The organism is Bacillus sp. UNC41MFS5 (assembly GCF_000686805.1).
The window spans coordinates 168,674-193,463 of the sequence record NZ_KK366020.1; the positions used below are offsets into that span (position 1 = coordinate 168,674).

General features: G+C 44.2%; 24 protein-coding genes. 23 read left to right on the plus strand and 1 reads right to left on the minus strand.

Translation table 11 applies throughout. The features are described 5' to 3' along the window. Window positions 1-15: 15 nt before the first annotated feature. The 4 genes from icmF (at window position 16) to BR30_RS0129555 (ending at window position 6,347) form a co-directional block, all read left to right on the plus strand. Window positions 16-3,261 (plus strand): fused isobutyryl-CoA mutase/GTPase IcmF, encoded by a 3,246-nt coding sequence (icmF, locus tag BR30_RS0129540; RefSeq protein ID WP_026568189.1) that lies wholly within the window; start codon window positions 16-18, stop codon window positions 3,259-3,261. Window positions 3,262-3,578: 317 nt separating this feature from the next. Further along, window positions 3,579-3,764 carry a hypothetical protein gene (locus tag BR30_RS34845; protein ID WP_035446362.1) on the plus strand — a complete coding sequence of 62 codons (186 nt, stop codon included), beginning with the start codon at window positions 3,579-3,581 and terminating at the stop codon, window positions 3,762-3,764. Window positions 3,765-3,934: 170 nt separating this feature from the next. After that, window positions 3,935-4,510 carry a DNA-directed RNA polymerase subunit delta gene (rpoE, locus tag BR30_RS0129550; RefSeq protein WP_026568190.1) on the plus strand — a complete coding sequence of 192 codons (576 nt, stop codon included), beginning with the start codon at window positions 3,935-3,937 and terminating at the stop codon, window positions 4,508-4,510. A gap of 241 nt (window positions 4,511-4,751) precedes the next feature. Further along, window positions 4,752-6,347: a CTP synthase gene (locus tag BR30_RS0129555; RefSeq protein ID WP_026568191.1), complete on the plus strand. Its 1,596-nt coding sequence runs from the start codon at window positions 4,752-4,754 to the stop codon at window positions 6,345-6,347. A 254-nt stretch (window positions 6,348-6,601) separates the two neighbouring features. On the opposite strand, the gene BR30_RS0129560 is transcribed toward BR30_RS0129555, so the two are convergent. Further along, complete coding sequence (locus tag BR30_RS0129560) at window positions 6,602-7,123, minus strand: DUF2529 domain-containing protein (protein ID WP_026568192.1); 522 nt, start codon at window positions 7,121-7,123, stop codon at window positions 6,602-6,604. A gap of 170 nt (window positions 7,124-7,293) precedes the next feature. Between BR30_RS0129560 and BR30_RS0129565 the strand changes: the two genes are divergently transcribed. The 19 genes from BR30_RS0129565 to rpiB all read left to right on the plus strand — a co-directional run bounded on the left by BR30_RS0129565 (window position 7,294) and on the right by rpiB (window position 24,741). Continuing rightward, a complete protein-coding gene (locus tag BR30_RS0129565) occupies window positions 7,294-7,665 on the plus strand; it encodes a response regulator (RefSeq protein ID WP_026568193.1) in 372 nt (123 codons plus the stop codon). A 248-nt stretch (window positions 7,666-7,913) separates the two neighbouring features. Beyond that, window positions 7,914-8,771, plus strand: coding sequence for a class II fructose-bisphosphate aldolase (locus tag BR30_RS0129570; protein ID WP_026568194.1), 858 nt, complete (start codon window positions 7,914-7,916; stop codon window positions 8,769-8,771). 142 nt (window positions 8,772-8,913) lie between these two features. Then, on the plus strand, window positions 8,914-9,558 hold the full coding sequence (fsa, locus tag BR30_RS0129575) for a fructose-6-phosphate aldolase (protein WP_026568195.1): 645 nt from the start codon (window positions 8,914-8,916) through the stop codon (window positions 9,556-9,558). Window positions 9,559-9,746: 188 nt separating this feature from the next. Next, the gene (locus BR30_RS0129580) at window positions 9,747-11,033 is read left to right on the plus strand and encodes a UDP-N-acetylglucosamine 1-carboxyvinyltransferase (protein WP_026568196.1); all 1,287 of its coding nucleotides are present in this window, start codon (window positions 9,747-9,749) and stop codon (window positions 11,031-11,033) included. Between the two features lie 88 nt (window positions 11,034-11,121). Continuing rightward, window positions 11,122-12,084, plus strand: a complete 963-nt coding sequence (glpX, locus tag BR30_RS0129585) for a class II fructose-bisphosphatase (RefSeq protein WP_026568197.1) — start codon at window positions 11,122-11,124, stop codon at window positions 12,082-12,084. Between the two features lie 295 nt (window positions 12,085-12,379). Continuing rightward, window positions 12,380-13,645 (plus strand): transcription termination factor Rho, encoded by a 1,266-nt coding sequence (gene rho / locus BR30_RS0129590; RefSeq protein WP_026568198.1) that lies wholly within the window; start codon window positions 12,380-12,382, stop codon window positions 13,643-13,645. Between the two features lie 240 nt (window positions 13,646-13,885). Then, window positions 13,886-14,101: a 50S ribosomal protein L31 gene (gene rpmE / locus BR30_RS0129595; protein ID WP_026568199.1), complete on the plus strand. Its 216-nt coding sequence runs from the start codon at window positions 13,886-13,888 to the stop codon at window positions 14,099-14,101. Window positions 14,102-14,212: 111 nt separating this feature from the next. After that, a complete protein-coding gene (locus tag BR30_RS0129600; protein WP_026568200.1) occupies window positions 14,213-14,830 on the plus strand; it encodes a thymidine kinase in 618 nt (205 codons plus the stop codon). A gap of 177 nt (window positions 14,831-15,007) precedes the next feature. Next, window positions 15,008-15,484: a hypothetical protein gene (locus BR30_RS0129605; protein WP_026568201.1), complete on the plus strand. Its 477-nt coding sequence runs from the start codon at window positions 15,008-15,010 to the stop codon at window positions 15,482-15,484. A 127-nt stretch (window positions 15,485-15,611) separates the two neighbouring features. Next, a complete protein-coding gene (locus BR30_RS0129610) occupies window positions 15,612-16,235 on the plus strand; it encodes a TetR/AcrR family transcriptional regulator (protein WP_026568202.1) in 624 nt (207 codons plus the stop codon). Window positions 16,236-16,255: 20 nt separating this feature from the next. After that, window positions 16,256-17,770 (plus strand): DHA2 family efflux MFS transporter permease subunit, encoded by a 1,515-nt coding sequence (locus tag BR30_RS34850; RefSeq protein ID WP_051633843.1) that lies wholly within the window; start codon window positions 16,256-16,258, stop codon window positions 17,768-17,770. Window positions 17,771-17,938: 168 nt separating this feature from the next. Then, complete coding sequence (gene prfA, locus BR30_RS0129620) at window positions 17,939-19,012, plus strand: peptide chain release factor 1 (protein ID WP_026568203.1); 1,074 nt, start codon at window positions 17,939-17,941, stop codon at window positions 19,010-19,012. Then, window positions 18,972-19,919, plus strand: coding sequence for a peptide chain release factor N(5)-glutamine methyltransferase (prmC, locus tag BR30_RS0129625; RefSeq protein ID WP_269320662.1), 948 nt, complete (start codon window positions 18,972-18,974; stop codon window positions 19,917-19,919). Before prfA ends, prmC begins: the two co-directional genes overlap by 41 nt. A 157-nt stretch (window positions 19,920-20,076) precedes the next feature. After that, window positions 20,077-21,024: a stage II sporulation protein R gene (spoIIR, locus tag BR30_RS0129630; protein WP_035446414.1), complete on the plus strand. Its 948-nt coding sequence runs from the start codon at window positions 20,077-20,079 to the stop codon at window positions 21,022-21,024. Between the two features lie 132 nt (window positions 21,025-21,156). Further along, the gene (locus tag BR30_RS0129635) at window positions 21,157-21,603 is read left to right on the plus strand and encodes a GNAT family N-acetyltransferase (RefSeq protein WP_026568206.1); all 447 of its coding nucleotides are present in this window, start codon (window positions 21,157-21,159) and stop codon (window positions 21,601-21,603) included. A 184-nt stretch (window positions 21,604-21,787) separates the two neighbouring features. Then, window positions 21,788-22,831: an L-threonylcarbamoyladenylate synthase gene (locus BR30_RS0129640; protein ID WP_026568207.1), complete on the plus strand. Its 1,044-nt coding sequence runs from the start codon at window positions 21,788-21,790 to the stop codon at window positions 22,829-22,831. 224 nt (window positions 22,832-23,055) lie between these two features. Further along, the gene (locus tag BR30_RS0129645; RefSeq protein ID WP_026568208.1) at window positions 23,056-23,613 is read left to right on the plus strand and encodes a manganese efflux pump MntP; all 558 of its coding nucleotides are present in this window, start codon (window positions 23,056-23,058) and stop codon (window positions 23,611-23,613) included. 70 nt (window positions 23,614-23,683) lie between these two features. After that, window positions 23,684-24,121: a low molecular weight protein arginine phosphatase gene (locus BR30_RS0129650; protein WP_026568209.1), complete on the plus strand. Its 438-nt coding sequence runs from the start codon at window positions 23,684-23,686 to the stop codon at window positions 24,119-24,121. A 173-nt stretch (window positions 24,122-24,294) separates the two neighbouring features. Further along, the gene (gene rpiB, locus BR30_RS0129655; RefSeq protein WP_026568210.1) at window positions 24,295-24,741 is read left to right on the plus strand and encodes a ribose 5-phosphate isomerase B; all 447 of its coding nucleotides are present in this window, start codon (window positions 24,295-24,297) and stop codon (window positions 24,739-24,741) included. Window positions 24,742-24,790: the final 49 nt, after the last annotated feature.

Genomic DNA, 24,790 nt, shown 5'->3' on the forward strand with positions numbered 1-24,790 from the left:
AAAAGGGGGAGAACGATGGGGAATTATCAGCCGAAGCATCATATTCGCTTTGTCACAGCTTCGAGTTTGTTTGACGGGCATGATGCTTCTATCAATATTATGAGGCGGATTCTGCAGGCGAGCGGGGCGGAGGTCATCCATCTCGGCCATAATCGCTCGGTTGAGGAGGTTGTGAACGCGGCGATTCAGGAGGATGTGCAGGGAATTGCGATTTCTTCGTATCAAGGCGGGCATGTCGAGTATTTCAAATATATGTACGATTTGTTGAAAGAAAAGGGTGCGCCGAATATTCGTATTTTTGGCGGCGGGGGCGGTGTGATTATCCCGCGCGAAATCGATGAGCTCCACGAGTACGGGATTTCGTGGATTTTCTCCCCTGAGGATGGCCGCAGGATGGGGCTGCAGGGCATGATTGACCGGATGATCGAGGAGTGCGATTTTGCGACGGTCCCGCAAGATGTAGCCAATCAAATCGAGAAGCTGCCAAGCGGAGATGTCAATGCGGTGGCAAAGCTGATCACGATTGCGGAGCTCCATGTGGATGGGACGAATGAAGCGGCGGCAACGGCTGAGCGAGTGCTCGATCAAGTGAAGTCACTCGAGAAAGAGATTCCGGTCGTTGGGATCACGGGGACGGGCGGTGCTGGAAAAAGTTCATTGACCGATGAATTGATTCGCCGCTTTATTAATGAACTGCCGGATAAAAAGGTAGCGATTCTGTCGGTTGACCCGACAAAGCAAAAGACGGGCGGTGCCTTGCTCGGGGACCGAATCCGCATGAATGCAATTTTTTCACCAAATGTGTATATGCGCTCGCTGGCCACAAGGAGTTCAAAAAGTGAACTTTCTCTGGCGATTAAGGATGCGGTTGCCGTTACGAAGGCTGCTGGCTTTGATCTCGTCATCGTTGAGACGAGCGGAATTGGCCAGGGAGATGCGGGAATCACGGAGATTTGCGATGTTTCTTTGTATGTGATGACGAGTGAGTTTGGGGCGCCGTCACAGCTCGAGAAGATTGATATGATTGATTTTGCTGACCTGATTGTCATTAATAAGTTTGAGCGCAAGGGCTCGGAGGATGCGAAGCGCCAGGTGCAAAAGCAGTACCAGCGCAGCCATATGCTTTTTGAAAAAGACATTGATGATATGCCGGTATATGGAACGATTGCGAGCCAGTTTAATGACCCAGGTACAAATGGATTGTTTGCGGCGTTGATTGAAAAAATGAACGACAAAATGGGCACAGGCTGGGTCACTTCTTTTACTAAAGATGCCCTGGTTGAAAAACAGAATGTGATTATCCCAACCGACCGCCGTTATTATTTACGGGAAATTTCCGAAACGGTGCGCGGTTATCACCGGAAAGCGGAAGAACAGGCTGGGATTGCCCGGAAGTTATTCCAGTTAGAAGGGGCGATGGAAGCGGTCAGCGATGCGGCAGTGATTGCAGCGTTAGAAGCGGTCAAGCAAGAGACGGAAGCGAAGCTGACACCTGAATCCCGGAAAATTCTTGAGGGCTGGGCAAAAACACGGGAAGCATATTCCGGCGACAAGTTTGTGACGAGAATCCGTGATAAAGAGATTATCACGGTGTTAAAATCGAAAAGCTTATCAGGGATCGATATTCCGAAAGTGGTACTGCCGAAGTATAAGGATTACGGGGAAATCCTGCGCTGGGTTTACCAGGAAAACGTTCCAGGTGCGTTCCCGTATACGGCTGGGGTATTTCCGTTCAAACGCGAAGGCGAGGATCCGAAACGCCAGTTTGCAGGGGAAGGGACGCCGGAACGCACGAACCGCCGCTTCCACTATTTATCGAAGGATGATGATGCGAAGCGTTTAAGTACGGCGTTTGACTCGGTGACGCTGTATGGTGAAGACCCGGATCACCGCCCGGATATTTTCGGGAAGGTCGGCGAAAGCGGCGTCAGTGTTTGTACATTAGATGATATGAAAAAGTTGTATAACGGCTTTGATTTATGTCATCCGTCAACATCGGTATCCATGACGATTAACGGTCCAGCTCCGATTATTCTAGCGATGTTTATGAATACAGCGGTTGATCAGCAGGTGCAGCGGAAGGAAGCAGAGCTTGGCAGGGTGTTAACGGTGGAGGAATTCGCGGAGGTTCGTGCCTATACACTGCGTACGGTGCGCGGTACGGTGCAGGCTGATATTTTAAAAGAAGACCAAGGTCAAAATACATGTATTTTTTCAACGGAGTTTGCGCTGCGGATGATGGGCGATATTCAGCAATATTTCATTGATCATCAAGTGCGCAACTACTATTCGGTCTCCATTTCGGGCTATCATATTGCCGAAGCAGGTGCCAATCCGATTTCGCAGTTAGCCTTTACCTTGTCGAATGGTTTTACCTATGTTGAGTATTATTTGAGCCGCGGCATGAAGATTGATGACTTTGCGCCGAACTTGTCCTTCTTCTTCTCGAATGGATTGGATCCGGAGTATACCGTGATTGGCCGTGTGGCCCGCCGCATTTGGTCGACGGTGATGCGTGATAAATATGGTGCCAACGAACGGAGCCAAAAATTGAAATACCATGTTCAGACGTCGGGTCGCTCGCTGCATGCGCAGGAAATTGACTTTAATGATATCCGGACGACACTGCAGGCGTTAATGGCCTTGCAGGATAACTGTAATTCCCTTCATACGAATGCTTATGATGAGGCGATTACGACGCCAACTGAGGAGTCGGTGCGCCGCGCGATGGCGATTCAGATGATTATTACGAAAGAGCATGGCTTATCCAAAAATGAAAATCCACTCCAAGGATCATTTATTGTGGAGGAGTTAACGGATCTAGTTGAGGAAGCGGTCTTGCAAGAGTTTGAACGCTTGAATGACCGCGGCGGTGTGCTTGGGTCGATGGAAACCCAGTACCAGCGTGGCAAAATTCAGGATGAATCGATGTATTATGAAATGAAAAAGCACACTGGTGAATTACCGATTATTGGTGTGAATACGTATTTGAATCCAAATCCTCCGTCAGAAGAAGACGTCAATAATATGGAATTAGCGCGGGCATCCTACGAAGAGAAAGAATTGCAGATTCAAAATCTGCGTGCCTTCCAGGAAAGCCATGCAGCGGTGGCGGGAGAAGCATTGCAACGTTTGAAAGAAGCTGCCGTCAAAAATGGCAACATCTTTGCCGAGTTGATGGAAACCGTCCAAGTCGCCAGCCTCGGCCAAATCACCCGAGCCCTCTACGAAGTAGGCGGGCAATATCGACGAAATATGTAAGAAATGCGCAAGTGCCCTGTTCAGCGGCGTATGGCCTGGAGCGCTCCAACCGAGATAAAGGAAACACGAAGAGCCGGAGGCGATTCGATGTTGACTTATCGTAGGGCGGAGAGCGAAGGACACTAGCCGCTAGGGCACTGGAGCTGGACATTTTCAAAGTTGTATCTTATAGGGTGTCAGGCACCATGTGAAGTATTCACATGGTGCCTGACACCAATTTTTGTAAAAAAACTTCATTTATGAGATATTATTATTTGCGGTTATCTTATATAATGATTTAGCGTACATACTTCGGAGGATTTGGGCAGGTGGAGCAAATGAGGTTTAGTTATATTTTTATCATTTTAGTTGTGTTTGCCTGGCCGCTAAATTATCTCTATCAACGTCAGTTGGGCGCAGTCTCGTTCTTTTTGCTAGCAATCTTCTTTCTAGTGATATCGCTGAAAGAGATGAAAAAGCAGAAGCAAGCAAAGAAAAATGATGGGAAAAAACCTCGTCCGTAAAAATTCAGGTGAAACAACTCACTAGCACTAGCATAAACCGGAAGAATTTGTTTATAATGAAGAATATGCTTATTTTGGGCAGAAGCTAGATTAGACAGTTCATATCAATTTATTGATAGTCCGTTATTCACTCATTTAAGAGTGTTAAATAGAGAAAGGAAGTGCCGATATTGAGTTTAGCACAATACTCAAAAGAGGAATTACAAGAATTTTCCCTTATGGAAATGGCTTATGAATACTTGAAAAATAGTAAACAGCCGATTGCCTTTAATGAACTAGTAGAAGAAATTAAACAAGCATCAGGGATTTCTGATGATGAAGTTCGTTCCCGACTTGCTCAATTTTACACCGACATCAACGTGGATGGCCGTTTCCTTTCATTAGGAAGTAACCGCTGGGGACTTCGTGTCTGGTATCCAGTCGATACAGCTGAAGAAGAAGTGGTTGCAGTCGTGAAACCGAAGAAGAAGAAGGCGAAGAAGGTTGTCGATGAAGACGATCTCGAAGATTTCGATGAAGTTGATGAGATTGAAGATGACTTTGATGACTTTGACGATGAAGATGATCTTCTTGATGATGAAGACGATCTTGATATTGATGAAGATGAGGATCTTGATCTTGACGATGATGACGATGCCATTGAAGATGATCTCGACATTGAATTGGATGAAGAAGACGAACTTGACGATGAACTTGAGGATGAAGAAGAAGAATTTGATGATGAGGAAGAAGTCGAAAAAGATTAATCCACTTGACTTTTTTTCCATGCCCTTGTATTATCTTTTTTGGGCTCCTTAAAAAGAGGACGATACATTAGTTACTTATAATACGCTCCCTACCACAAGTAGGCGAGCGTTTTTTATTGTTCAAAAAACTCATGTTTCACGGAGTTTTTTCATTTTTTTCGGGCGTAAGGAAAATATTTTTTTACAAAAACCCTTAAACAAACTGAATAATGTACAAACTGTATAAGAGGGGGAAATATTGATGACAAAATATATTTTTGTAACTGGTGGTGTAGTTTCATCACTAGGAAAAGGAATTACGGCAGCTTCATTAGGCCGTTTATTGAAAAATCGGGGCATAAGCGTGACCATTCAAAAGTTCGACCCATACATTAACGTCGACCCGGGAACGATGAGTCCTTACCAGCACGGTGAAGTGTTCGTAACAGGAGATGGCGCTGAAACGGATTTGGACTTAGGCCACTATGAGCGTTTTATCGACATCAACTTAAACAAGTATTCAAACGTAACAACCGGAAAAATTTATTCAACGGTTTTACGTAAAGAGCGCCGCGGTGATTATTTGGGGGCAACGGTTCAGGTTATTCCACATATCACTAATGAAATTAAGGAACGCTGCTTCCGTGCCGGGAAAGAAACAAATGCTGATGTCGTAATCACGGAAATCGGCGGAACGGTAGGGGACATTGAATCCCTCCCATTCCTTGAAGCGATTCGCCAAATCAAGAGCGATATCGGCTCCGAAAATGTGATGTACATTCACTGTACGTTAATTCCGTACATCAAGGCAGCGGGCGAAATGAAAACAAAGCCGACTCAGCACAGCGTCAAAGAACTGCGCAGTCTTGGTATTCAGCCAAATATTATTGTTGTACGTACGGAAATGCCGGTTTCACAGGACATGAAGGATAAAATTGCCTTGTTCTGTGACATTGACTCAAAAGCGGTTATTGAATGTATGGACGCAGATACACTTTATTCGATTCCACTTGCCCTTCAAGAGCAAAACATGGATCAAATCGTGTGTGACCATTTGAAATTATCGGCAAAAGAAGCGGATATGACCGAGTGGAAAGCACTCGTAGACCGCGTAACCCATCTTTCCAGCAAGACACGCATTGGTCTTGTCGGAAAATATGTGGAACTTCAAGATGCCTATATTTCTGTGGTTGAGGCAATGAAACATGCAGGCTATGCGTTTGATGCCGATGTGGAAATCAAATGGATTAATTCAGAAGATGTGACCCGTGAAAATGTAGCGGAACTTTTGGATGATGTGGATGGAGTTCTTGTTCCAGGCGGCTTTGGTGACCGCGGGATTGAAGGGAAAATTGAAGCGACTCGTTATGCTCGTGAGCAGAAGAAGCCGTTCCTTGGTATTTGTTTAGGAATGCAGCTGGCAACGATTGAGTTTGCCCGTAATGTGCTTGGATTGGAAGGGGCGCATTCCGCTGAGTTTGTACCGGAAACAGCGTATCCAATCATTGATTTACTCCCTGAGCAGAAGGATGTTGAGGATTTAGGCGGAACATTGCGTCTAGGTCTATATCCAGCTCGTATTGTTGAGGGTACGAAGGCGTTCGAAGCATATGAGGATGAAGTGGTTTATGAGCGTCATCGTCATCGCTATGAATTTAACAATCACTTCCGTAAAGACATGGAAGCAGCAGGCTTTGTTTTCTCAGGTACGAGCCCAGACGGCCGCTTAGTGGAAATTGTTGAGTTGAAGGACCATCCGTGGTTCGTGGCATCACAGTTCCATCCGGAGTTTGTCTCAAGACCAAATCGTCCACAGCCATTGTTCCGTGACTTTATTAAAGCATCTTTGCAAAAATAAGTTTTTCGATCAGGACCAGTATCTGGTCCTGATTTTTTTATTGGTGTCAGGCACTCGTATTTTCCATAAATTGTATAATTGTACTAAACCACTCGAAAAATGAACATAAGTATTTAATATTTGTACATAACCCTGCGAAAAATCCACAAAAGGGTCCCCGAGTGGCACAAAAATCCTTAAAAGTCAAACAAACCCAAGTTTACCCCCCGGGAAATAATCGAGGGCAATAAAAAAAACGGGTCCCAAACCCGCTTTTACTCCTCATATTCTGCCAAAATCTCTTCAATAGTAAATTTCAAGCCATAATAAACGAACAATGCTGCCATCGAAGAGGGATATCCATACCGGTTTCCTTCATCATCCGGGAGCAACGCTTTGGTCAGCCGCAAATCAATCAGGAGATCCGCTAATTCCTGCAAGTGTTCACCATCCGGAACAGCCGTTGCCACCGCGACAAATGGAATTCCTTTTTCGCGAAGCTGTTCGGCCACTTCAAGCGCCGCGCCATCATTGGAATAACGCGTGAACATCAACACACGATCGGAATCCGTTAATTCCTCAACGCTGTCAAAAATCTTGGCACTCTTAAACGGTTCTGCCCCATCTAAAGCCTCGAACTCGACCGCTTTCATTTCCTTCGTAGTAAAAATATATATAGACCCATCACCAACTGGTGCCTGGGCAAGCAAGCGTGCTCCGTCTTCAAACGAATATTCTTCTTTTTCCTCAAGCCGCTTAAACAAGCCGGTTAATTGGGTAGTAAACATTTTTAACATAAAAACCCTCCTTTTCACCCTTTTATTATAAGCGTTTTTTCGATATTGCAAAAATATTAACAAAATCCGAGAAAATTTGCAGGAGATTATTTTCCTAATAGAGAAATATAACAAGTGATAGGTAGTGGGATAATAAAAAAGCATCGAGTAAACAAGGAAGAGGTGGAGTTATGAAAGAGAAAATTTTAATCGTTGATGATCAGTTTGGCATTAGAATTTTACTAAATGAAGTGTTTCAAAAAGAGGGGTATCAAACATATCAGGCAGCCAATGGCATTCAGGCCCTTGAAATTGTGACCAAACATGACCCCGACCTTGTCCTATTGGATATGAAAATCCCTGGAATGGATGGAATTGAAATTCTAAAAAGAATGAAGGTAATTGACCCAGATATCCGCGTCATTATTATGACAGCTTATGGTGAACTGGATATGATTCAAGAAGCCAAGGATCTTGGTGCCATTACTCATTTTGCCAAGCCGTTTGATATTGATGATATTCGAGCTGCTGTCAGGAAACACATTCCCCAAAAAATGAATTAAATTTCGTTTTTTGGCTTTAAAATATAAAGAAAGTGCTTACAGTGAAAATGGGCGCGCTTTCATTATGACAGTTTAGAAAACTGCGTTTATTTAATGGCATTTCGACCCCTGGTTTGATATGATACATATGAACTTTTTACTGGTTGGTTATCTTTTTCAAGAATACATAATCCGTAAAATTGAGGGAAAACCTTAATATGGAAGACCAAACTTGAAAAGATATCTGCCTAATTTAAGGAGGAATAGAAATGCCATTAGTTTCCATGAAAGAAATGCTCATTAAAGCCAAAGCTGAAGGCTATGCGGTTGGGCAATTTAACTTAAATAACTTAGAATTTACACAAGCGATTCTTCAAGCAGCACAAGCGGAGAATTCACCTGTAATTCTTGGTGTTTCTGAAGGGGCAGCTCGTTATATGTCCGGCTTCAAAACAGTTGTAAAAATGGTTGAAGGCTTAATGGAAGATTTGAAAATTACCGTTCCTGTAGCAATTCACCTTGACCACGGTTCAAGCTTTGATAAGTGTAAAGAAGCGATTGATGCAGGTTTCACATCTGTTATGATCGATGCTTCCCACCACCCATTTGAAGAAAATATTGAAATTACTTCAAAAGTAGTTGATTATGCACATTCAAAAAATGTGTCTGTTGAAGCGGAATTAGGAACTGTTGGCGGCCAGGAAGACGACGTTGTTGCTGATGGCGTTATCTACGCAGATCCTAAAGAATGTGAAGAGTTAGTAAAACGCACAGGTATCGACTGTCTTGCACCTGCTTTAGGTTCTGTTCATGGTCCTTACAAAGGTGAACCAAACCTTGGTTTTGCTGAAATGGAAGAAATCGGCAACATTACAGGCCTTCCATTAGTCCTTCACGGCGGAACTGGTATCCCATTAAAGGATATCCAAAGATCTGTTTCCCTTGGAACAGCGAAAATCAACGTGAATACAGAAAACCAAATTGCTTCTGCTAAAGCGGTTCGTGAAACATTAGCTGCATTAACGGAAGAATACGATCCACGTAAATATTTAGGACCAGCACGCGAAGCGATCAAAACAACCGTTATTGGCAAAATTCGTGAATTTGGTTCTTCAGGTAAAGCTTAATCGAACAATGGCAAATGTCTAACCACATTTCATATTTGTTCTGAAATATGATAAAATGGAAACCGTCCTCGTACTTTTAGGACGGTTTTAGTCTGTAAAAAGAAATTTGAATATTTAGTCGAAAAAATGGAGGAGATTAATTATGAAATTTTTTATTGATACAGCAAATTTAGATGAAATCCGCGAAGCCCATGAACTTGGATTACTAGCAGGTGTAACTACTAATCCATCATTAGTTGCTAGAGAAAAAGGTGTTTCTTTTCACGACCGCTTAAGAGAAATTACTGCGCTTGTCCCTGGTTCTGTTAGTGCAGAAGTTATTGCTCTTGATGCAGAAGGCATGATTAGAGAAGGTAGAGAGCTTGCAGCGATCGCTCCAAATATTACCGTAAAAGTTCCGATGACTCCAGATGGGTTAAAAGCGACTCATGCTTTTGCGAAAGATGGAATCAAAACCAATGTAACCCTCATTTTTAGTGCGAACCAAGCCTTACTTGCGGCAAGAGCTGGCGCGACCTATGTTTCTCCATTCCTGGGCAGATTAGATGATATCGGTCAAAACGGTTTAGACCTAATTTCAACGATTTCAGACATCTTCAACGTGCATGGCATTGAATCAGAAATCATTGCAGCATCCATTCGTAATCCAATTCACGTCACAGAAGCAGCGTTACGAGGCGCTCATATTGCAACCATTCCATACAAAGTATTAATGGGATTATTCCATCATCCATTAACAGATAAAGGGATTGAAGGCTTCTTAAAAGATTGGAATTCCCGTACATAAGCATAAATATTCCCATTTTGTGTAAAAAATTTTAATTGCCATACATGAAAATAAAAATTTGGTGTAAACTAAAGGATAGACAAGTTGTCGGATTTTGACTTTTGATGATGGAAAAATATACCTAGAGCCTCATTTCGTAATAAGCGGATTGTACCGATTGACTTACAGGGCTTAGAAGGGAGTCGAATATGGAAAAACTTAAAATTGCGGGTGGCTATCCGTTAAAGGGAACGGTTCGAATCAGCGGGGCGAAAAATAGTGCCGTTGCGTTAATTCCTGCAACCATTTTAGCGGAATCACCAGTGACAATTGAGGGATTGCCGGACATTTCAGACGTTGAAATCTTGAAGGACCTCCTTGAAGAAATCGGCGGTAACGTTCAGCTTTCTGATAACGAGATGACGGTTGACCCATCGACCATGATTTCCATGCCCCTGCCAAACGGGAAAGTAAAAAAGCTCCGTGCTTCTTATTACTTAATGGGTGCTATGCTAGGCCGTTTTAAAAAGGCGGTCATTGGCCTTCCTGGCGGATGCTATTTAGGTCCAAGACCGATTGATCAGCATATAAAAGGCTTCGAAGCGCTTGGGGCACAAATTACCAATGAACAAGGTGCTATTTATTTACGGGCGGACGAGCTTCGAGGTGCCCGAATTTACCTTGATGTGGTCAGTGTGGGTGCAACGATTAATATCATGCTGGCAGCGGTTCGCGCTAAAGGGCGGACGGTCATTGAAAATGCGGCGAAAGAGCCGGAAATCATTGATGTAGCGACATTGTTAACGAGTATGGGTGCGAAGATTAAAGGGGCTGGAACGGATGTCATTCGGATCGATGGAGTGGAAGCGCTTCATGGCTGCCGCCACACGATTATTCCAGACCGGATTGAAGCTGGCACATATATGATCTTAGGTGCCGCTGTTGGCGAAGGCGTGTTAATCGACAACGTCATCCCGCAGCATTTAGAATCATTGATTGCTAAATTGCGTGAAATGGGTGTCCGTGTTGAATCTGGCGATGACCAAGTGTTTGTTGATGGGTCGTCAAAGTTGAAGGCCGTCGATATCAAGACGCTCGTCTATCCAGGATTTCCGACAGACCTCCAGCAGCCATTTACCACCCTTTTGACTAGAGCGACCGGCTCAAGTGTCGTAACAGACACGATTTACGGTGCCCGTTTTAAACATATTGATGAACTGCGAAGAATGAACGCCAACATTAAAGTCGAAGGTCGTTCCGCCATCATCAATGGTCCAGTGCAATTACAGGGGGCGAAAGTGAAGGCGAGTGACCTCAGGGCAGGAGCCGCACTCTTCATCGCCGGCCTGATGGCAGAAGGAATTACCGAAGTAACCGGGCTCGAGCACATTGACCGCGGCTACAGCGACCTCGTCGGAAAACTGAACGGACTCGGTGCCACGGTTTGGCGGGAAGCGTTAACGAAGGAAGAAGTCGAACAGATGAAAAATAATTGATTTTTATCATATAGATAAAGCTTTGGCGTTGACCATAAGCTACTGAAGTTGAAGAGACAGCTAAAGAGACTTAAGGGAGATGGAGACGATGGAAAGAAGTTTAACGATGGAGCTTGTCCGTGTCACAGAAGCCGCCGCACTTGCTTCAGCCCGCTGGATGGGCCGTGGGAAAAAAGATGAGGCAGACGGTGCAGCTACCTCGGCAATGCGTGACGTGTTTGACACCGTGCCAATGAAGGGAACTGTAGTAATCGGTGAAGGAGAAATGGATGAAGCACCGATGCTTTATATTGGCGAAAAACTGGGGACAGGCTATGGTCCGCGCGTTGACGTTGCGGTTGACCCTCTTGAAGGCACCAATATTTTAGCATCAGGCGGCTGGAATGCCTTAGCGGTTCTGGCGGTTGCCGACCATGGAAATCTTCTCCATGCTCCCGATATGTATATGGAAAAAATCGCAGTTGGCCCCGAAGCAGTCGGCCATATTGATATCAATGCGTCTGTTCTTGATAACTTAAAAGCTGTTGCCAAAGCGAAAAATAAAGATATCGAGGATGTTGTGGCGACGGTCCTAAATCGTCCACGTCACGAACATATTATTGCCCAGCTTCGTGAGGCTGGCGCACGGATCAAATTGATTAATGATGGTGACGTCGCAGGTGCGATTAATACCGCCTTTGACAATACCGGCGTCGATATTCTCTTTGGTTCTGGCGGTGCCCCTGAAGGCGTTCTTTCAGCGGTGGCGTTAAAATGCCTTGGCGGCGAAATCATCGGGAAATTGCTGCCGCAAAGTGATGCGGAACTAGAGCGCTGCATCAAAATGGGACTCGATGTTAATCGTGTTCTCCGGATGGAAGACCTGGTAAAAGGTGATGACGCCATTTTTGCAGCAACCGGGGTCACAGACGGCGAATTACTGCGCGGTGTTCAATTCAAAGGCTCATACGGCTCAACACACTCAATCGTCATGCGTGCCAAATCAGGCACCGTCCGCTTCGTCGAAGGCCGTCACAGCCTAAAGAAAAAACCAAACCTAGTGATTAAATAAACGGTGACGAATGAAGGGTGCCTGACACCAATTTGGTGTCAGGCACCCTTCATGGCATCATCTTTTAATTAAATGACTCCTATTACACTCCATTAGGGATTATCCTACAAGAAGAAATTCCCAATGAACGAAAATAGAAAAATAAGTTGATTAATTTTTTGCATAGAGGGTAAAATAGTAATTGTTTTATTATGCATTATATCTGCAATTCTATTCATTTCATTTCTACTTCTATCATTATTCCTCAACTCTCTTAATAACATCTGATTGAAAAAAATAAAAGTGTGGTGCACAAATGGAATTAACAATTTCAAGTTTAGAAAATATGAAGCTGAAGGAACTTTATGAGCTGGCACGCGAATATAAAGTGACCTACTACAGCAAATTAACGAAAAAAGAATTAATTTTTGCCATCCTGAAATCCCGAGCGGAACAGCAAGGATACTTTTTCATGGAAGGCGTCTTAGAAATTATCCAGTCAGAAGGATTTGGATTCCTACGACCAATCAATTACTCGCCAAGCTCAGAAGATATCTACATTTCTGCTTCGCAAATCCGCCGCTTCGACCTTCGTAATGGGGATAAAGTTTCCGGTAAGGTACGACCTCCTAAAGAAAATGAGCGTTATTATGGACTATTGCACGTAGAAGCGGTTAACGGGGAAGATCCGGAATCGGCGAAGGAACGGGTATATTTCCCAGGCCTGACACCGCTTTATCCTAACCGCCAGATGAAATTGGAGACCACTCCAAAATATCTTTCGACAAGGATTATGGATGTCATCGCACCGGTTGGTTTTGGGCAGCGTGGGTTGATTGTTGCCCCTCCTAAGGCTGGTAAAACGATGCTATTAAAAGAAATCGCCAACAGCATTACCACGAACCATCCGGAAGTGGAATTAATTATGCTGTTGATTGACGAACGTCCGGAGGAAGTAACCGACATTGAGCGTTCGGTTGCAGGTGACGTGGTTAGTTCGACGTTTGATGAAGTGCCGGAAAACCATATTAAAGTGGCAGAACTTGTGCTCGACCGCGCGATGCGTTTAGTCGAACATAAGCGTGATGTGGTTATTCTGATGGATAGTATTACGCGTCTTGCGCGTGCCTATAACTTAGTGATTCCGCCAAGCGGCCGGACACTTTCTGGGGGGATCGACCCCGCAGCTTTCCACCGTCCAAAGCGTTTCTTTGGGGCAGCTCGTAATATCGAAGAGGGCGGCAGCTTAACGATTCTGGCGACCGCGCTTGTTGATACTGGCTCACGGATGGATGACGTGATTTATGAGGAATTTAAAGGGACAGGTAATATGGAACTGCATCTCGATCGTTCGCTTGCAGAGCGCCGTATTTTCCCTGCGCTTGATATCCGTCGTTCAGGAACACGTAAGGAAGAATTATTGATTCCGAAGGATCATTTGGATAAATTATGGGCGATCCGAAAATCGATGTCCGATTCACCCGATTTTGCAGAGCGTTTCTTGAAAAAATTACGCCAGACCAAGTCGAATGAGGAGTTCTTTGCCCAATTAGGGGAAGAGCTGAAAACAAGACGGTCGTAGCCTACTTGAGGTAGAGCTGGAAACAAGCCGGACCTGGTTAAATTAGTACGGGACAAGCCTGGTAGAGGGGCTTGGATGGGTTCCTTTTTAAAAAAAGAACCAACAAATCCCAACTTGCAAAAATAGGTTGCCCTTGTTATAATGGGTGCAGTGTGTTTTTAGTATTTCAGTGCTTGTTTTTGGACAGGTGCTTTATATAACTCTGTTTCGAAAGATTCAGGGCGGAAGGAGATGAAAAGAATGAAAGCAGGAATTCATCCAAATTATAAAACAGTAACGGTGTCATGTGCATGTGGTAATACATTTGAAACTGGTTCTGTTAAAAATGAAATTCGTGTTGAAACATGTTCAGAATGTCATCCATTCTACACTGGTCGTCAAAAATTCGCTGAAGCTGGCGGACGTGTTGACCGTTTCAACAAGAAATATGGCATTAAAACTCAACAGCAACAATAATTGTAAAAAAGTACAGGCAAGAAGCAACACTTACTTGCCTGTTTTTTATTTAAATAAATTCACTTTTTGAAATAGATTTTATGGATTTGCTAGGAAGGAGACGCCGTTTTTATGTATTTAATGAAGCAAAGCGGATGGGTTGAGGTTATCTGTGGCAGTATGTTTTCTGGAAAATCAGAGGAATTGATTCGCCGTGTGAGACGGGCTCAGTTCGCTAAACAAAAGATTGCTGTGTTTAAGCCGAAAATTGATAATCGCTATCACGATCAACAGGTTGTGTCCCATAATGGTTCTTCTTTTCATGCGAAGCCGATTGCTCATTCGATGGAGATTCTCCACCATGTGGAAGCAGATATCGATATTATTGCGATTGATGAGGTTCAGTTTTTTGATGAAGGAATTGTTCGGATTGTGCAGCAGCTGGCTGACAGCGGCCATCGTGTGGTTTGTGCGGGTCTGGATATGGATTTCCGCGGCGAGCCGTTTGGTCAGATGCCAGCATTGATGGCGATTGCTGAATCGGTGACGAAGCTGCAGGCGGTCTGTTCGGTGTGCGGTTCACCATCAAGCCGGACGCAGCGCTTGATTGACGGCCATCCAGCCTCCTACCATGACCCAGTCATCTTAGTAGGTGCCTCCGAAGCGTACGAGCCACGCTGCCGCCACCACCACGAAGTCCCAAAAACTGTCGTCTCCCGGACAAGCATCGAGCAAGAAGCAACAAACTAATATCAAGGTGTCGTCAGTTTACATAATTAGTGCCTGACACCGTAAATGAGTTTAACACTATGATTAACTACAACTGTCTGAGAAGGGGATTCTCGGGCAGTTTTTTTGTTTGGTTGGAAAGATTTCACTCGCTCTGTTCTTGCAGACTCCGGGCATGATAGTAATGGGAGGTGTAAGATGCAAAAGTTTATGCTGTTTCTCTCATTATGTATGATGTTTTTAGTCAGCGGCTGTAATGGGAATGAAGGTGGGAATCATGGGAATGAACAGGCTTATGATCTTAAGAATGACCGTTCGGCACCGAATTATATGTCCAATCGCGGTGAAAATAAGCAGCGGATGGTTGAAGATGATATTACCAACCAAAATCCTAATTTTCTCAACCTGAGTAGGACGGGAAGCGGCTCTGAAACGGGCGGCGGAAAAGACACAGGCGAAGATATCAACAAGGCAAAACAAGTGATTGCTGATACAAATGAATTTACAGTCGATTCGGTCTGGATAAATGGTGACCGGATGTGGGTATCTGTTTATAAAAAAGGCATGCAGTCTGAGCAGGGCAAAGTTAAGGCGGAAGCCCGGCTTCACCGCAAACTAATTCAGGCTTTGCCGCGCTATAAAATGGAGGTACGCGTAAAAGAAGATCGTAGGTAGCATGCTCTGAATTTCAGGGCATGTTTTTTAGTGATATGACGCACTGTCACTTTTTTATTGACGTATGACACGGTGTCATATATAATTAATTTATGACAAGATGTCACATGTGGATAGGAGAGAAATAATGCCAAAACAAACCTATTTTCACTTACCAAAAGATAAGCAGGACAAATTAATTGAAGCTGCTAAAAGGGAATTTTCGAGAGTCCCATTACATGAAGCATCCATTGCAAATATTATTAAAAGTGCGGAAATTCCAAGGGGGAGCTTTTATCAATATTTTGAGGATAAAGAGGATATCTATTATTTCTTGTTAAATCAACTTGCGCAAAAAAATAATGAACGATTTATTGGTCTTCTTAAAGAAAAGAATGGGGATTTATTTGAGACATTTATTGAGTCATTTCAATATTTGATAACGTTCCACAGAAATCATGAGCACCAAAACTTTTTTAAACATGCTTTTTTAAATATGAATTATAAAGTAGAGAAAACATTCGCCAATCATGTTTATGAGCAAAATCAAAAAGCTCAGTTTTTAAATACGATTAGCCTCATAGATAGAGTAAATTTAAACATTCAAAGTGATCAAGAATTGCACCATATTTTAAAAATGATGGGTGCTGTAACCTTTCAGAATTTGATCCAAATGATTGTAAAGGATTGGACGGATGAGGAAGCGCTTATGAATTATAGAGTGCAAATCGACTTGCTAAAAAGAGGATTTTATAAAGAAGAATCTAAATAAAGGATAAGGGGATAGGATAGATGGATTCAACATTACAACAAAGAAAACCACCATATTTAATGATCGCGATTTTATTTATCGGGGCAATGGTTTCTTTTCTCAATAACTCGCTTTTAAATGTAGCGCTGCCATCGATTATGATTGACTTAAATATAAAAGATTATTCAACGGTTCAGTGGTTATCGACAGGCTATATGCTGGTCAGTGGGATATTAATTCCCGCATCAGCCTTTTTATTAACACGCTTTTCAAATCGACACTTATTTATTACATCGATGGCGATTTTTACCTTAGGGACTGCCGTTGCGGCCTTTGCTCCAAACTTTGGACTCTTACTCACAGGGCGAATGATTCAAGCAGCCGGTTCTTCGGTCATGGGTCCTTTATTAATGAATATTATGTTAGTAAGTTTTCCTCGTGAACAACGTGGGACGGCAATGGGTATTTTTGGATTAGTTATGATTACAGCCCCAGCAATTGGCCCTACATTATCAGGTTACATTGTAGAGTACTATGACTGGCGCGTACTTTTCGAAATGATTTTACCGTTAGCGGTTATTAGTTTATTATTAGCTGTTTGGAAACTTGAAAATGTAATGGAACAAAACAAAAGTGCAAAACTTGATTATTTTTCTGTTGTATTATCTAGTATTGGCTTTGGTGGATTGCTATACGGCTTTAGTTCGGCGAGTGCAGATGGATGGACAGATACAATCGTCTTAACAACATTAATCGTGGGTGGAATCGCGCTCATTGCCTTCATTGTTCGTCAATTAAAAATGAAAGAACCTTTATTGGACTTACGTGTTTACAAGTACCCAATGTTTGCGCTTGGATCAATTATTGCAATTGTGAATGCAGTTGCCATGTTCTCCGGTATGATTTTAACGCCAGCTTATGTTCAGAATGTACGGGGGATTTCACCACTTGATTCAGGGTTAATGATGCTGCCTGGTGCGATTGTGATGGGGATTATGATGCCGATTACCGGAAAATTATTTGATAAGTTTGGTCCTCGTATTCTAGCGGTGGTCGGACTTGTGGTTACAGCGATTTCAACTTACATGCTTGCAAACTTACAAATCGATTCTAGTTACACCTATATTGTTCTTGTTTACACATTAAGGATGTTTGGGATGTCAATGGTGATGATGCCAATCATGACAAACGGGCTAAATCAATTACCAACGCGCTTAAATCCACACGGTACAGCTATCAACAATACAGCGCAGCAAGTGTCTGGTTCGATTGGTACCGCTATTCTGATTACGATCATGAATTCTGTGACAAAAACAGAAGCTACAAGCCTAATGGCCGGGGTCGATCCGACAACGCTGACAGAAGCTTCTACTGCTCTATTAACCAAGCAAGCTTTATTAGCAGGTATTCAATATTCATTTTATGTTACACTTGCCATTAATATTGTCGCACTTGTATTAGCATTATTCGTTAAACGTGTGGATACAAGTGAAGTAGTGGTTAGACAGTTAGACCAGCAAGGAAACAAACAAATGAAGCCTGCAGCTATTCAATAAATATTGATTTTTTAGGCTGGCTTATCGTGATGACGGTAAGCCAGCCCTTTATGTTTAAAGTGAAAAATCAGTTACGAAAAAATATCCCCCTAGAATTTGGTTTTGACGGTTGTTTTCACCTATACTATAATTAGAATGTTATGGACAAAAAATTGAGGTGAATAGACTGTGTTTGATCGTCTTCAATCGGTGGAAGATCGCTATGATAAGTTGAATGAACTTTTGAGCGACCCAGAGATTATTAATGATACAAAAAAACTACGTGATTATTCAAAAGAACAATCTGATATACAAGAAACAGTACAAACGTATCGTGAGTATAAAGAGGCGCGCGCGCAGCTTCAGGATGCGAAAGTGATGTTAGATGAGAAACTGGATGCTGAGATGCGTGAAATGGTGAAGGAAGAAGTTAACGAACTGGAAGCGCAAATCGTGGAATTAGAAGCAAAGATGAAGATTCTCTTGATTCCGAAGGATCCGAACGATGATAAGAACGTTATCTTTGAAATCCGCGGGGCAGCGGGTGGAGATGAAGCGGCCTTGTTTGCGGGGAATCTGTACCGCATGTACAGCCGTTTTGCGGAAGCGCAAGGCTGGAAGATTGATGTTCTAGATGCGAGCCCGACTGGTCTTGGCGGGTACAAGGAAATCAGCTTTATGATTAACGGTCAGGGTGCTTATTCGAAATTGAAGTTTGAAAACGGAGCACACCGTGTGCAGCGTGTTCCGGAGACGGAATCAAGCGGCCGGATTCATACGTCGACGGCGACGGTTGTGTGTTTGCCGGAAGCAGAAGAATTAGACGTAGAAATCAACGATAAAGATATCCGTTTTGATGCGTTTGCATCCAGCGGCGCCGGCGGGCAGTCCGTTAATACGACGATGTCAGCGGTTCGTTTAACGCATATTCCCACGGGGATTGTCGTTTCGATTCAGGATGAGAAATCGCAGCATAAGAACAAAGATAAAGCGATGAAGGTATTGCGTGCCCGCATTTATGATAAGTACCAGCAGGAAGCACAGGCGGAGTATGATTCTGTACGAAAATCGGCGGTTGGTACCGGGGACCGTTCGGAACGGATTCGTACGTATAACTTCCCGCAAAACCGGGTGACGGACCACCGTATCGGCTTAACGATTCAAAAGCTTGATCAAATTTTGGAAGGCAAGCTCGATGATATCATCGATGCGCTGATTATGGATGATCAAGCGCGCAGGCTGGAAGATGCCTCAAATGAGTAAAAAAGTTTTCGAAGCTCTTCAATGGGCTTCTTCTTTTTTAGGTCCAGCCAATCGTGATGCCAATGCGGGTGAGCTTTTGCTGCGCCATTTTACCGGGATGAGCCGGGCGCAGTTGTTTGCGAATATGCGCGATGAGTTAGCTCCAGGTGTGTGGGAGGACTTTGAACAAGCAGTCTTTGACCATGTGAAGGGTGTACCTGTGCAGTATATTATTGGTTCGGAGGAGTTTTACGGGCGGCCGTTTCTCGTCAATGAAGAGGTGTTGATTCCGAGACCGGAAACGGAAGAACTCGTCTACGGCGCCCTCCAACGGATCAAGCGGCTATTTGGTGGCACGAAACAAGTCATCAAGCTGGCGGATATCGGAACCGGCAGCGGCGCCATCGCCATCACCATGAAGCTGGAAGAAGCGGAACTTAGGATGGTGTCAGGCACCAATTCTCCTATGAAGCCAGTGTTAATGGTGTCAGGCACCGATATTGCTGAGGCGTCTTTGGCTGTGGCGCGGGAGAATGCGGCGCGGCTTGAAGCTGAGGTGGAGTTTTTGCAGGGGGATTTGCTGGGACCGTTTTTGGAGAGCGGGGCTCGGTTTGATGTGATTCTCTCAAATCCGCCTTATATTCCACTCGGGGATATCACGACGATGTCGGAGGTTGTGACGGAGCATGAGCCGCACAGGGCGTTGTTTGCGGGTACAGACGGCTTGGATTTCTACCGCCGTTTTATGGTTGAGCTGCCGCAGGTGTTAGAGACGCGCGCGCTGGTTGGATTCGAGATTGGGGCTGGTCAGGGCGAAGCGGTAGCGGAGCTTTTGCGAAAGGCTTTTGAAGGCTCCAAAGTGGAGATTGTGAATGATATTAATGGCAGGGACCGGATGGTGTTTGCTGAAATCGGCTTCGGAGACTAGGTCCCGAGGCCTTTTTTTTTAGGTCACCATGTAAATTGCCGCCGTGAATATTGCCAACATGAATCTCTGAAATATATCAAAATTTAATAGTTTAAGATTCTGGCATTTTGTCCAAAATGAAGATATCGAAGGGACGGTGCTAGAATTGAAAAGTAAAATGATTGTTTGGGGATATCTTATCGTTTTATCATTAGGGACGATGTTGAATTTATATATGCCGAAGACGGAAGCAGCACAGAAGGAATCGATTGTGATTCCTGGGGAAGCGATACGGCTCAGGATTCTTGCCAATAGTGATTTTGAAAAGGATCAAGCGATTAAACGGAAGGTGCGCGATGCGGTTAATGCGCAGATTACACTGTGGGTCCAGGATTTAACGTCGATGGAAGAGGCAAGAAAGGTCATCAATGCGAAGCTTCCTGAGATTCAAGCAATTTCGGAAAAGGTGGTTCGTGATCAAGGGTCGACACAATCGGTAAAGGTCGAATTTGGCAAGGTTCAGTTTCCAACGAAATTATATGGTCAATTTTTATACCCAGCAGGAGAATATCAAGCGATTTTAATTACATTAGGTGAAGGTGAAGGCGCGAACTGGTGGTGTGTGCTTTATCCGCCATTATGCTTCCTTGATTTTTCAAATGGAGTGGCTGTAAGTGATGGGTTTGAAGAAAAGAAAGCGAAAGCAAAAACACTAAAAGCAAAAACAGTGAAAGCGGAAAAGCCGCAGGCAAAGGTGGAAAAGAAAAAAGAAGAGGCAAACGAGACGAGTGATGAAGAAAAAGAAGTCAAGGTTAAGGATGAGTCTGAGAGTAAAGTGGCAAGGGTGAACGAGGAAACCGTGGTGAAGGAAGAAAACGTGGCTGTGAAGCACGAACCCGTTGCAGCGAAGAAAGAAAGAGTTGTTGAGAAAAAAGATCGAGTCGTGAAAAAGCCGGAAAGGCTGATTGAAAAAGAGAAGCCTGTGTTCAATGAGATTATGATCGAGGACGAGGGAGTGTCAGTAGAAGTGGCTAAGAAGGAAGCGCCTGTGTATACTTCCGAAGATGAAAAGCCGGTAGAAGTGAAGTTTTTCGTGGTAGAGATGTGGGAGAAGATGTTTAACTAGACCAGTTCCAATCGAGGGGCTGGTTTTTTCGTGTAATGAATAATTTTACTAGATTCCTGAATCTAGCGGTTCTATTTGTCCTATTTCATCCATATTCATAGAGTAGAATCTGAAAAAGAGGTGGATGATAGGATGCAGGCATTGATTCGCAGGGCTAAAAAAGAGGACTTGGACAGTTTACGAGCGTTTTTATCGAGGGCGGGGCTGGGGACGGATGGATTAAATGAGGACTCGATTGACTATTTTTTGTTGTTAGAAAATGGAGACGGGACATTGAAGGGCTCGCTGGGGATGGAGGCGTTCACGAATTTTGGGCTATTACGTTCCCTCGTGGTTTCACCTGGACAAGCTGAGAAGGAAATCTTCGTCCTATTTGATCAAATGGTGCAATTGGCGAAAGAAAAAGGGATGAAAGGTTTGTTTTTGGCAACAAATAAGAGCGTGGCCTTACCGTTTTTTGAGTTAATGGGCTTTCAGAGAGTTGAACGGGAGGAATTACCCAGCGAATTTTATCACTCAGAACATATTCGACACGTTTTAAATGTGGATAACTCATTATTTTTAAAATTTTCATTATAATTGTGGATATATCCACAAAGTTATCCACTATTTCACGGAAGTTGTGCACAATTTGTGGATAAGACTTGTATTTATGCACACCTTCTTTTATACTTTCAAACGTATTAAGTGAAAAATATGAGTCTAGGTGACTAAATTCGCCAAATTTCGCTAGTAGACTCATTTGAGATAAAGGTGGATAACTATGAATACGAAAGTCTGGAAAGTGGATAAGTATGTGGATAAACTTGAAAATAATCCACAAGTTGTGGATGCAGCGAACTTATTACGGGATAACGAAGTGGTTGCCTTGCCGACGGAGACAGTTTATGGCCTGGGTGGGAATGCGAAAAGTGATGTGGCTGTGGAAAAAATCTTTGCCGCGAAAGGCAGGCCGAGTGATAATCCACTGATTATCCACATTGCGGAAAAAAATCAGTTGAATGCATTTGTGGCTGATGTTCCGGAGAAAGCGGAACGATTAATAGAAGCTTTTTGGCCGGGCCCGCTGACGATTATTTTTAAAAGGAAAGAAGGGGTTCTCTCAGAAACAGCAACAGCAGGCTTAGCGACGGTTGCGGTCAGGATGCCGGACCACCCTGTTGCGCTGGCGCTGTTGAAAAGTTGTGGATTGCCGATTGCGGCGCCGAGTGCGAACAGTTCGGGCAAACCGAGTCCAACGACTGCCAATCATGTCTTGGATGACTTAAATGGAAAAATTGCGGGTGTGATTGACGGCGGTGCGACAGGAATTGGCGTGGAATCAACGGTGGTTGATTGCACGGAGGCAATACCGGTGATTTTGCGGCCTGGCGGGGTAACGAAAGAACAGCTCGAATCCGTTGTGGGAGAGGTTCATATGGATTCCGCGTTAACTGATGAGGCGGCGCGGCCGAAAGCCCCGGGCATGAAATACCGCCACTACGCCCCGAATGCCCCGCTTTTTATGGTGTCAGGCACCACAAAATTTCTTCAAGGATTGGTAGAAGAGAAGCGGCGGGAAGGGTTGCGGGTCGGAGTGCTGACGACGGAAGAGAATGCCCAGTTGTTCGAGGCCGATGTGGTGCTTACGTGCGGGAAACGGGCAGAACTTGAGACGGTGGCAGCCGCGCTCTATGACACGTTACGAAGATTTAATCTGGAAATGGTCGATGTCATTTATAGTGAAGTCTTTCCGAATACAGGTGTCGGGCATGCCATCATGAACCGCCTTCAGAAGGCTGCGGGAAATAAATTAATTACTGAATAACACAGCCACCAGGTTCTCCCTTAAAAAAGAGGGGGGACTGGTGTTTTTTTGTGGTGTCAGGCACCAATAATCATACGGAGACGATGGAAAGGGTGTCAGGCACCAATGGTAAAGGCGCCTATAATAGATGTAACCGATGTAGATTCCGGTTCTCCAACATGACTTCTAAAATAGTTTGGACGTGCATATGCTTAGGTTAGTTAGTCCAAGGGGGCGGAGTCCGGATGTCTGAAATGATTAGTGAATTAATAACTTTGATGTTAATGGCGTTTGCGCTAGGGATGGATGCATTTTCAGTCGGGCTTGGCATGGGAATGTACAAACTTCGGCTTAAGAAAATATTCAATATCGGCATAACAATCGGCCTATTCCACGTCTGGATGCCGCTTTTGGGTTTGCTTGCAGGGAAATTTTTATCGGATAAGTTTGGTGCGTTTGCAACTTTTATCGGCGGTTTTCTGCTGATTTTGCTCGGTATACAAATGGTCTGGTCGACCCTTAAAAAAGGGGACGAGAAGGTTATTTCCCCGGTTGGATTTGGCTTGTTGATCTTTGCCTTGAGCGTAAGCCTGGATAGTTTTTCTGTTGGACTTACCTTAGGCATTTATGGTGCAAAAACAATCATGGTTATTTTCTGTTTTGGTTTCATGGCAACCGTGCAAACGTGGTTAGGATTACTGCTTGGCCGAAAGATGCAGGGCTGGGTAGGGGCGTATAGTGAAGCGCTTGGAGGCGCGATTCTCCTTGCGTTTGGGTTAAAGCTGCTCGCCCCGTTCTTGTAAGGAAGAAATCCTCGGCCTACCTATGGTAAAATCATTTACATAAGAATCTAGCAAAAAGGAGGCACACACATTGCAGCGCATTTTATTTGTATGCACAGGAAATACCTGCAGAAGTCCGATGGCTGAAGCAATTTTGAAAAATAAAGCGGTCGCTGAGACCGAAGTGAGGTCCGCAGGAATCTATGCAGCGAACGGTAGTGAGGCATCCACACATGCGAAAAAGGTGCTCGAGGACAATGGGATTGCGCATAATCACCGTTCCACCTTGTTAACCCGTGTCGAGGTCGATTGGGCCGACCTCATCCTCACCATGACGTCTTCACACAAGATGGCGATTCTCCAACAATACCCAGGAGCGGGTACTAAGGTCTTTACCTTAAAGGAATACAGCGGGGAAAGCTTCAATCCAGATGTAGTCGATCCTTATGGCGGCTCTCTGGCGATGTATGATCAAACCTTTCGTGAACTAGATGAATTAATTAACAAGGCGATTGGAAAACTAAAGTAATACTTGATGGAATGCTCTCTTTCTTTAGAAGGGGGCTTTTATTTTTGAACAGGAACTTTCTATTTCGGCGAGGGTATGTCAAAATAAATCAGGAGAGCGGATGTGTCCATTTGTTGTGGGCGCTGCGCTAGGGCATACATAGTAGCAAAATGAAAAACAGGAGGGATTTTATCATGAAAGTAGCTTTAGCATCAGATCATGGCGGGGTTAATCTTCGCAAAGAAATCGCCAACCTACTCGTAGAGCTTGGCATAGAATACCAAGATTTTGGCTGTGAGTGCGAAACCTCGGTCGATTATCCAGATTACGCACTGCCGGTCGCTGAAAAAGTGGCGAAGGGCGAATTTGACCGCGGCATTCTGATTTGTGGGACGGGCATTGGCATGAGCATTGCGGCCAACAAGGTGAAAGGGATCCGCTGTGCATTGGTTCATGATACATTTAGTGCCAAAGCAACGCGCGCCCATAATGATTCCAATATCTTAGCGATGGGCGAACGCGTCATTGGCCCTGGCTTGGCCCGTGATATTGCCCAGGTCTGGCTGACGGGTGAATTCGAAGGCGGCCGCCATGCAGGCCGGGTTGGTAAAATTGGCGAATACGAAGAAAAGCACCTTTAATTCATTAAGATCAAGAGTCGAACGCGAAATCTGTTAGGGGAGGGTAAGG